General features: G+C 73.7%; 8 protein-coding genes. 7 read left to right on the top strand and 1 reads right to left on the bottom strand.

The genetic code is table 11. The features are described 5' to 3' along the window. Positions 1-35: 35 nt before the first annotated feature. Positions 36-1,352 (bottom strand): alpha-L-fucosidase, encoded by a 1,317-nt coding sequence (locus ACFWEK_RS15065; protein ID WP_430554551.1) that lies wholly within the window; start codon positions 1,350-1,352, stop codon positions 36-38. A gap of 174 nt (positions 1,353-1,526) precedes the next feature. Here ACFWEK_RS15065 and ACFWEK_RS15070 point away from each other — a divergent pair, with 174 nt between their 5' ends. The 7 genes from ACFWEK_RS15070 to ACFWEK_RS15100 form a co-directional block, all read left to right on the top strand. Then, the gene (locus tag ACFWEK_RS15070) at positions 1,527-2,453 is read left to right on the top strand and encodes an amidohydrolase family protein (protein WP_430554552.1); all 927 of its coding nucleotides are present in this window, start codon (positions 1,527-1,529) and stop codon (positions 2,451-2,453) included. Next, positions 2,450-3,232: an SDR family NAD(P)-dependent oxidoreductase gene (locus ACFWEK_RS15075; RefSeq protein ID WP_430546491.1), complete on the top strand. Its 783-nt coding sequence runs from the start codon at positions 2,450-2,452 to the stop codon at positions 3,230-3,232. Before ACFWEK_RS15070 ends, ACFWEK_RS15075 begins: the two co-directional genes overlap by 4 nt. A gap of 5 nt (positions 3,233-3,237) precedes the next feature. After that, positions 3,238-4,233: an aldo/keto reductase gene (locus ACFWEK_RS15080; protein ID WP_430554557.1), complete on the top strand. Its 996-nt coding sequence runs from the start codon at positions 3,238-3,240 to the stop codon at positions 4,231-4,233. A 100-nt stretch (positions 4,234-4,333) separates the two neighbouring features. Continuing rightward, entirely contained in the window at positions 4,334-5,209 is an 876-nt protein-coding gene (locus ACFWEK_RS15085) for a fumarylacetoacetate hydrolase family protein (protein ID WP_430554553.1), read from the top strand. 1 nt (position 5,210) lies between these two features. After that, positions 5,211-5,660, top strand: a complete 450-nt coding sequence (locus ACFWEK_RS15090) for an RbsD/FucU domain-containing protein (RefSeq protein WP_430554554.1) — start codon at positions 5,211-5,213, stop codon at positions 5,658-5,660. Between the two features lie 319 nt (positions 5,661-5,979). Next, entirely contained in the window at positions 5,980-7,155 is a 1,176-nt protein-coding gene (locus ACFWEK_RS15095; RefSeq protein ID WP_430554555.1) for an ROK family protein, read from the top strand. A 147-nt stretch (positions 7,156-7,302) separates the two neighbouring features. Further along, the coding region (locus ACFWEK_RS15100; protein ID WP_430554556.1) for an extracellular solute-binding protein at positions 7,303-8,694 on the top strand (1,392 nt) is incomplete at its 3' end.

Raw genomic sequence — 8,694 nt, forward strand, 5'->3', positions numbered from 1 at the left:
GGGCGGGCCCGGCCCGTCCGCCGACCGCGCGGGTGCTAGGCGTCCAGGAACAGCTCGACCACCGGCACGGCGACGTCGGGGCGCGCCGTGGGCAGGTGCAGCGTGAGCGTGCCGGGCGGCTGCCCGCCGGGGTTGGTGTTCCACGCCTTCTGGTCCGGGTCGGACACCGACGTGCGCAGCTCGGAGCCGTCGTGCAGCAGCTGGGCGTAGCGCACCCGGTCGGCGAGCCCGCGCAGGTGGACGTGTCCGAAGGGCCACGCGAACAGGTGGAGGTAGAGGCGGTCGCCGCGCTGCGTGAGCACGACGCCGGGCGGCAGCCCGGGCGCGACGGCGGCCGCGAGCTCAGGGTCGGCCGGGCCCGCACCCGTGATCGACCGCGCGTGCAGGCGCGTCCACTCCCCGAGGGCGGCGAGCGAGGCGGCGTCGCGCGCCGGGATGGCGCCCCGGCCGTCGGGGCCGATGTTGAGCAGCAGGTTGCCGCCCTTGGAGACCGTGTCGACGAGCATGCGCACCAGCAGGTCGGGGTCCTTGAACCGCGTGTTGTCGCGGTCGTAGCCCCAGCTGCCGTTGAGGGTCTGGCACGCCTCCCAGACGACGAGCTCGCCCGCGTCGTCGCGCATCGGCGCATCGGGCTGGTACTGCTCCGGGGTGACGAGGTCGCCAGGGATGCCCAGCCGGTCGTTGACCACGGCCTGGGGCTGCAGCTCGCGGACGAGGGCGAGCAGCGCCTCGGCGTCCCAGTCCTCCGGGTACTTGCCTCGCCAGCCGTCCTTGTCCTCGGCGAACGTGAAGTCGAAGAACACGTAGTCCACCGGCCCGTACCCGGTGAGCAGCTCGCGCACCTGGGCGTGCAGGTACTCGCGGTACTGCGCCATGTCGCGGCCCTCGTTCAGGGCGTGCGCGTCGGGGTCGTCGCGCCGCGGGTGCACGTGGTCCACCGTGAAGTCGGGGTGGTGCCAGTCGATGACCGAGTGGTACATCCCCAGGTGCAGGCCCTCGGCGCGGACGGCCTCGGCAAGCTCCGCCACGAGGTCGCGCCCGCGGGTGCGGGCGATGCTGTAGTCGCTGACGGCGGAGTCCCACAGGGCGAAGCCGTCGTGGTGCTTGGTGGTCAGGACGACGTACTTCATCCCGGCGTCCTTCGCGGCCCGGGCGACGGCGCGCGCGTCGAACAGGTCCGGGTCGAACACCTCGGCGTACCGTGCGTACTGCTCGACGGTCATGCGCTCGTTGCTCATCACCCACTCGTGCCGGGCGGCCGCGGAGTACAGGCCGAAGTGCACGAAGAGGCCGAAGCGGGCCTCGGTGAACCACGCCTGCTCGGGGCGCAGGGGCGGGGCGGCCGTGGTCATGCGGATCACTCCTCGTCGAGCGGCGGGTCCGGCTCGGGGGCCGGTCGAGTCAGGCACGCAGAGATATGACGTCTTGGCGTGCGGTCTGAGGATACTCGGCGAAGGCAGGGCTGGCGCAAGCGGTTGACCCGCCTATACATTGGATGAATCAGTCCGCAGGCCGAGGGAGTCCGGATGTCCGACGTCGTCGTCGACGCGCACCACCACCTGTGGGTCCGCGCGCGGCACCCGCAGGACTGGATCGACCCCGCGACGATGGCGGCGATCGACGCCGACTTCACGACCGCCGACCTGCCCGCCGCGGCGCACGGCGTCGACGCGACCGTCGTCGTGCAGAGCGTGAGCACCTGGGCCGAGACCGAGGACCTGCTCGACGTCGTCGCCTCGCCCGCGGGGCGCGCGGCGCGCATCGCCGGCGTCGTGGGCTGGGCCGACCTCTTCGACCCGGCGCTCGAGGACCGCCTCGCCGCGCTGCGCGAGGGCCCGGGCGGCGACCGCCTCGTCGGGATCCGCACGATGGTGCAGGCCGAACCCGACCCGGGGTACCTCGACCGCCCCGACGTGCACGCCGGCATCGCGGCGGTCGGCGCGGCGGGCCTGCCGTTCGACCTCGTGGTCCGCGCCGACCAGCTCGCGTCGTGCGCCCGGCTCGCCGCGGCCCTGCCCGGCACCCGGTTCGTGCTCGACCACCTGGGCAAGCCGCCCCTCGCGGCGCTGCACGGCGTCGGCGACCACCCCGGGGACCCGGCCGCCCTGGACGGCTGGCGCGCCGACCTGGCGGCGCTCGCGGCCCGCCCGAACGTCGTCGCAAAGCTGTCCGGGCTGGTCACGGAGGCGCGCTGGGACACCTGGACCACCGCGGACCTGCGCCCCGCCGCCGACCACGCGCTCGACGTCTTCGGCCCGGGCCGCATCCTGCTCGGCAGCGACTGGCCCGTCTGCCTCCTCGCCTCCGGCTACGGGCGCTGGTGGGCCGCCGCCGACGAGCTGCTGGAGTCCCTGTCCGACGACGAGCGCGCCGCCGTGCGCGGCGGCACCGCCGTCGCCACCTACGGCCTCGCGGTCGACCACCTCACCACCCGCACGAAGGAGCACCCGTGAGCACCGCCCCCCTCGAGAACCCGCCGGAGTTCGCCGGCATCCGCGCGATCGTGACCGGGGGCGCGTCCGGCATCGGCGCGTCCGTCGTGCGCGCCCTGCTCGCCCGCGGCGCCCAGGTGGTCGCGATCGACCGCACGCGCGACGGCGTGCCCGACGGCGCCGGCGCCCAGGTCGCCGACGTCACCGACGACGCCGCCGTGCGCGCCGCCGTCGAGGGCGCGGCCGCCGAGATGGGCGGCATCGACGTCGTCGTGAACAACGCCGGGATCGGCGCGCAGGGCACGGTCGCGGACAACGACGACGCCGAATGGCTGCGGGTGCTCGACGTCAACGTGCTCGGCATCGTGCGCGTGACGCGGGCGGCGCTGCCGCACCTGCGGGCGTCGGAGCACGCCGCCGTCGTCAACACCGCCTCGATCGCGTCGTGGTCCGGGCTGCCGCAGCGCGCCCTGTACTCCGCGAGCAAGGGCGCCGTGCAGGCGCTCACCCTCGCGATGGCGGCCGACCACGTGCGCGAGGGCGTCCGCGTGACCTGCGTGAACCCCGGCACCGTGGACACCCCGTGGGTGGGGCGGCTGCTCGACGCCGCCCCCGACCCGGCCGCCGAGCGCGCCGCGCTCGAGTCCCGCCAGCCCACCGGGAAGCTGGTGAGCCCGGAGGCCGTCGCGCACGCCGTGTGCTACCTCGCGAGCCCGCTCGCGACCGCGACCACCGGCACCGCGCTCGCCGTCGACGGCGGCATGCACGAGCTGCGCGTGCGCCCGCCGGAGCAGGCGTGAGCGCGCTGCCCTCCCGGGAGGTCCGGGCGACCGGGGTCCGGCTGACCGGCCTCGGCTACGGGGCGGCGCAGGCCGGCAACCTCTACCGGGCGACCACGGACGCGGAGACCCAGGAGGCGGTCGACGCCGCGTGGGACGCCGGCGTGCGCTACTTCGACACGGCGCCCCACTACGGGCTGGGGCTGTCGGAGCGGCGGCTCGGCGCGAGCCTGGCCGGCCGCCCGCGGGACGAGTACGTCGTGTCGACGAAGGCGGGGCGCCTGCTGGTGCCGTCGCCGGAGACGGCGCACCAGAAGGACGAGGACATCTTCGACGTGCCTGCCGTGACCCGGCGGGTGTGGGACTTCTCCCGCGACGGCGTGCTGCGGTCGTTGGAGGCGAGCCTCGAGCGCACCGGCCTGGACCGGGTCGACGTCGTGTACCTGCACGACCCGGACGAGCACGAGGAGCAGGCGTTCACCGAGGCCGTCCCGGCGCTGGTGGAGCTGCGCGACCAGGGTGTCGTCGGCGCGATCGGCGCCGGGATGAACCAGTCCGCGATGCTCGCGCGGTTCGTCGCCGAGGCGGACGTGGACGTGGTGATGTGCGCGGGCCGGTTCACGCTGCTGGAGCAGCCCGCGCTGGCCGACCTGCTGCCGGCTGCCGCCGCGCGCGGCGCTTCGGTCGTCGTCGCCGGCGTGTACAACTCCGGGCTGCTGGCCCGCGACGTCGTGCCCGACGACGCGACCTACGACTACGCCCCGGCGCCCGCGGCCCTGCTCGACCGCACGCGCCGCATCGCCGCCGCGTGCGCCGAGCACGGCGTCACGCTGCCGCAGGCCGCGCTCGCCTACGTGCGCACCCACCCCGCGGTGACGAGCACCGTGGTCGGGCTGCGCACCGCCGACCAGGTGCGGCAGGCCGTGGACCGGCACGCCGCCGTCGTCCCCGCCGACCTGTGGACCGACCTGGTGGGCCGGCGGCTCCTCGCCCCCGAGGCCCATCCCGACGCCTTCGCGTGACGTCCCGTCCGCCCCGCCGCCCGCATGGCGGGACGGATGTGACCAGGACACGACCCGGGCGCATGATCGAGGCGCCCCCCAGAGAGAACAGAGGACATCGATGCAGCTGCTCCGCCTGGGCCCGGTGGGCCAGGAGATCCCCGCCGTCACCACCGACGGCGCCACCTACGACCTGCGGCCGCTGACCGGCGACGTCGACGGCGGCTTCCTCGCCGCCGACGGCATCGCGCGCACGCGTGCCGCCCTCGCCGCCGGCGAGCTGCCCGTGCTCGACGGCGCGGACGGCCTGCGCCGCGGTGCCCCGATCGCGCGGCCCACCGCCGTCGTGTGCGTGGGCCAGAACTACGCCGCGCACGCGCGGGAGTCCGGCGCGGAGCCCCCGCGCCTGCCGATCATCTTCTTCAAGCACCCGAACACGGTGGTCGGTCCCGACGACACGGTGCCGATCCCGCCCGGCTCGGAGAAGGTCGACTGGGAGGTCGAGCTCGCGATCGTCGTCGGGACGCAGGCGAGCTACCTGCCGTCGCCCGAGGCCGCGCTGGCGCACGTCGCCGGGTACACCGTGGTGGACGACGTGAGCGAGCGGGCCTGGCAGCTCGACGACTCCCTCGGTCAGTGGTCGAAGGGCAAGTGCGGCCCGGCGTTCCTGCCGACGGGCCCCGCGCTGGTACCGGCCGACGAGGTGGACCCGGGTGCGCTGCGGCTGCGGTCGTCCGTCAACGGCGAGCCCCGCCAGGACTCGTCGACGACGGACATGATCTTCGGCGTCGCCGAGATCGTGCACCACCTGTCGCAGTACATGACGCTCGAGCCGGGCGACCTGATCTGCACCGGCACCCCCGAGGGCGTCGCGCTGTCCGGCCGGTTCCCGTACCTGGCCGACGGCGACGTCGTCGAGGTCGAGATCGACGGCCTCGGCCGCCAGCGGCACGCGTTCGCCGACGCGCGCGTCCCGGCCGCGGCCGCGCGGGGCTGACGTGCTCCGCTACGAGCTGTTGCACCCGGGCCTCGTCGCGGCGCTCGCCGCGGCGGGGCACGGGTCGCGGGTGCTGCTCGCCGACGCGAACTACCCGCACTCCACGGGCGCCCGGCCGGGCGCCGCGCGCGTGCACCTCAACCTGAGGCCCGGCCTGCTGACCGTGGACCAGGTGCTCGAGGTGCTGCTCGACGCCGTGCCCGTCGAGTCCGCCGCCGTGATGGTGCCCGGCGGTGTGGCGGGCGACGTCGTCGCCGCGGGGGAGGAGATCCCCGCGCACACCGGCTACCGGGCGATGCTCGGGGCCGAGGTCGGCTGGGACGAGCTGGACCGGTTCGCGTTCTACGACGCCGCCCGGTCCGACGACGTCGCCCTGCTGGTCGCCACCGGCGACCAGCGCGTCTACGCCAACCTGCTGCTCACGATCGGGGTCCGGTCCCCCGCGACGTAGCGTCGGGGAGAGGCCTGCTCGTCCCGCTGTGCCCCGATTCGTCAGAGGAACCGGCCGGCCGTTGTCGTGCGCCGGATTTCTCGGCACGCCGTCGCCCAGGCTGGAGCGACGGATCCCCGGCACTTTGACCGCACTGGCACGCGGGGCCGAGCGGGCTCTCACCTGCGGACCCATCGGTCCGTGGACCTCTGCGGACTGCCAGGCGACCGGGGTCATCTGATCTTTCAGGGTCGAGGGGATATGCAGCGCGTTAATCATCAGGTAGCCTGACTAAAAGTAATCACCGCGGCCGTCCGGCCGCCCGGACGAGATGGTCGCAATGATGCGGAAGCCCCTGTCGGTCAACGAGCGGATGGTCGTCGACCTCCTGCTCGAGCACCAGTCGGCCTCCCGGGCCATGATCAGCAAGGCGACCGGCCTGTCGAAGCCCTCGACCGGTGAGCTTGTCGTCCGGCTCATCGAGGCCGGGCTGGTCACGCCCGTCGGCGAGGTGTCGTCGGCCCAGCGCGGCCCGAACGCGGTGCACTTCCGCGCGGTGACCAACCTCTGCCACGTCGCCGGCGTCGAGATGCAGCCGGGCCGGTTCGTGCACGCGGTCGTCTCCGACCTTTCCGGGGCCGCGCTGTCCGACGTACGCATCCCGCAGCGCGGTGACGACCCCGTCGAGACCGTGGCGGAAGCGGTCGCCGCCGCGAGCGCGGAGGCCGGCATCGAGCCCTCCGACCTGTGGCAGGTGCTCGCGGGAACGCCCGGCGTCGTGAACCCCCAGGGAGACATGGACTTCGTCTCCGGGCACCCGGCCTGGCGTGCGGGGCAGCGCGGCAGGCTCGCCGCACGGCTCGGCTGCCCCGTCGCGCTCGAGAACGACGTCAACCTCGCCGCCCTCGCCGAGGCCGAGAGCGGCAGCGCGGCCGGCGTCGAGAGCTTCACCCTCCTGCGCCTCGACGAGGGTATCGGCGCCGCGACCGTCGTCAACCGCACCCTGCTGCGCGGCGCGCACGGGTACGCGGGCGAGATCGGCCTCGCGCCGACGACGGTCGGCGGCCGGCTCGGCTCCTCGTCCGCCGGCTTTCAGAGCCTCGTCGGCTCGGCGGCGCTCCAGGAGGTGCTCGACGGGCTGGGGCTCGCCGGCACCTCGCCGGAGCAGGCGCTCCGGGACGACGCACCAGGAGAGGCTCTCCGCACGTTCCGCAGCGAGGCGGCGCGACGAGTCGCCGTCGTCGTCACCACGATCTCGACCGTCGTCGATCCGCACTGCGTCGTCCTCGCCGGGACGGTCGGTACGGCGGGGGCCGAGCGCTTCGCCGCGGAGGTCGAGGAGCTGCTCCGCGCGGAGTCGCCCCTGCGGACCGAGGTGGTCCCGTCCCTGCTGGGCGCCGGCGGCGTGGTGAGCGGCGCACTGACCCTTCTGCGCGAGGCCGCGCGGGAGTCCGTCTACGGGATCGGCGCGGTCGCCGCCCCGGTCCGGACCTGGCCCGAGCTGCGCGGCCCCTGACGACCCACCACGCACGACCCAGCACAGCACGCCGCGCGAGAACGACCTCGAGCGACGGCACCGACCGCCACACCTGTGGATCACCACGGACCGCTTCCAGGTCCGGCCCACCGTCGGGTAGACACCTCACGAGGAACGGCTGAAACCATGACCACTCACACCCTCATGCCCCGACCGCGCCGCCGCGGCCGCACGCTTTCGGGCGGCGTCGCCGGCGTCGTCGTCGCTTCCCTCGCCCTGTCCGCGTGCGGTATCGGTGGCGGCTCCGCCGAGGTCGGCGCCGACGGCAAGCCGACCACGGCGGGCAAGTGCGAGCTCTCGGACGAGGTGACCTCCGACCAGCGGCTGGCGGGTGAGCCGTCCGGCGAGATCACCTTCCAGACCACGGCGCTCAAGCAGGACTTCAGCCCGTACTTCGAGAAGCTCATCGCGGCCTTCGAGGAGAAGTACCCGGACGTCACGGTGAAGTGGCAGGACGACCCGGGCGACGCCGAGTTCACCCAGCGCCTCGTGACCAACGCGCAGTCGTGCGACCTGCCCGACGTCGTCAACCTCAACCAGACGACGGCCTACGCGCTCTACCGCGAGAACTTCCTGCTCGACCTCACCACCAAGGGCCCGGAGGACATCGGCGAGTCCTTCATCCCGTCGGTGTGGGAGTCGCAGAAGTTCCCCGGCGACGACGACCACTACGTCCTCCCGTGGTACTGGGGCCTGAACGGCCTGCAGACGTTCAACGAGGACCTCATGAAGGACGCCGGCCTCGACCCGCAGGCCCCGCCGTCGACCGTCATGGAGCAGCTCGAGATGGCGAGCCAGATCGCCGAGAAGTCGGGCGGCGAGTACTACGCGTTCCCGGCGAACCCGTACACGCACGTGCCGAATGACTGGCAGCTCATGAACGCCGCGATCACGAACGCGGACGAGACCGAGTTCACGTTCGCTGACGACCCGAAGATCCAGGAGTGGCTGGCGAAGTACGCGGAGCTGTACGCGGAGGGCGCGCTGCCGAAGGACACCCTCTCGAGCGACGTGGACGTCACGCAGCTCTACTCCGCCGGCGACGTCGTGTGGGGCTCCACCAACGCTTCGTTCCTCCGCTACGTCAAGGACACCAACGAGGCCACGTACGACGTCACGGGCGTCGCCACGCTGTTCGACGCACGCGGCCACGCGTTCCAGGACGGCCAGCTCATCGGCGTCCCGTCCACGTCGAAGAACCCCGTGGCGGCCGTCGCCTTCGCGCAGTTCCTGCTGAGCCCGGAGTGGCAGACGGAGTTCGTCTCCAGCCCGCTGGTCTCCAACTTCCCCTCGACCGAGGAATCGCTGGACATCCCCAAGTTCACGGACATCACCGGCGACTCGCCGCTCGACGAGGCCAACCGTCTGTCGGTCGAGGCCGCGACGGATGCCGAGAACGTCTTCATCTTCGCGTGGTCCGACGCCGTGCAGACCGCGGTCGTCTCCGAGCTGCAGCTCGCGATCTCGGGCAAGAAGCCGGTCGACGAGGCGCTCCAGGCCGCCGAGGACGCCGCGAAC

Origin of the sequence: Isoptericola sp. NPDC060257 (genome assembly GCF_042726645.1) — a bacterium.
Lineage (GTDB): Bacteria > Actinomycetota > Actinomycetes > Actinomycetales > Cellulomonadaceae > Isoptericola > Isoptericola nanjingensis.

Bases quoted from the DNA above. Each gene is read 5' to 3' on its own strand.
- ACFWEK_RS15065 (WP_430554551.1), bottom strand. From the start codon at position 1,352: ATGACCACGGCCGCCCCGCCCCTGCGCCCCGAGCAGGCGTGGTTCACC.
- ACFWEK_RS15070 (WP_430554552.1), top strand. From the start codon at position 1,527: ATGTCCGACGTCGTCGTCGACGCGCACCACCACCTGTGGGTCCGCGCG.
- ACFWEK_RS15085 (WP_430554553.1), top strand. From the start codon at position 4,334: ATGCAGCTGCTCCGCCTGGGCCCGGTGGGCCAGGAGATCCCCGCCGTC.
- ACFWEK_RS15095 (WP_430554555.1), top strand. From the start codon at position 5,980: ATGATGCGGAAGCCCCTGTCGGTCAACGAGCGGATGGTCGTCGACCTC.